The following is a 688-nucleotide window of genomic DNA, read 5'->3' as shown; positions in this document are numbered from 1 at the left end:
ATCGCCGAACGATAGGACGCACCGATATCGTTGCCCTGGCGGTCGCGCGTGGTCGGATCGTGAATCTGGAAGAAATACTCCAGCAGTCGCCGGTAGCTCAGCCGATCGGGATCGAACAGGATTTCGATCCCCTCCGCATGAGTGCCGTGATTGCGATAGGTCGCATGGGGAACATCGCCGCCGGTATAGCCGACACGGGTGGCCAGGACCCCGGGCAAGCGTCTGATCAGCCCCTGCATGCCCCAGAAGCATCCACCTGCAAGTACGGCGCGTTGCGAATTGGCCATCATTTCACCTCCACCTGGTCGATGTATTCCCCATAGCCCTCGGACTCCATTCGGTCGAGCGGAATGAAGCGCAGCGACGCCGAATTGATGCAGTAACGCAGCCCGCCGCGGTCGCGGGGACCATCCGGGAAGACATGCCCCAGATGACTGTCGCCGTGCGTCGAGCGCACTTCGATCCGAATCATGCCGTGGCTCGTATCGTGCAATTCGCTCACAAATGCAGGGACGATGGGCTTCGTGAAGCTGGGCCAGCCGCAGCCCGATTCGAACTTGTCGCCGGATGCGAACAGCGGTTCGCCCGAAACGATGTCCACGTAGATTCCAAGGGCGTCGTTGTGAAGATATTCACCTGTCCCCGGGCGTTCGGTTCCACTTTTCTGGGTGACGCGGTATTGCTCCGG

General features: G+C 60.6%; 2 protein-coding genes. Both read right to left on the bottom strand.

Annotated elements, in window-relative coordinates:
* A partial coding sequence (locus tag AC3A35_RS27835; RefSeq protein WP_487439799.1) for a peptide-methionine (S)-S-oxide reductase occupies nucleotides 1-290 on the bottom strand: 290 nt, incomplete at its 3' end.
* On the bottom strand, nucleotides 287-688 hold a 402-nt coding region (gene msrB / locus AC3A35_RS27830), incomplete at its 5' end, for a peptide-methionine (R)-S-oxide reductase MsrB (protein WP_487439798.1). The genes msrB and AC3A35_RS27835, both read right to left, overlap by 4 nt.

This window comes from Azoarcus sp. Soil_N_20 (assembly GCF_057656155.1).
Note: the sequence above shows the minus strand (reverse complement) of the source record. Positions and strands in the feature narration are given on the sequence as shown.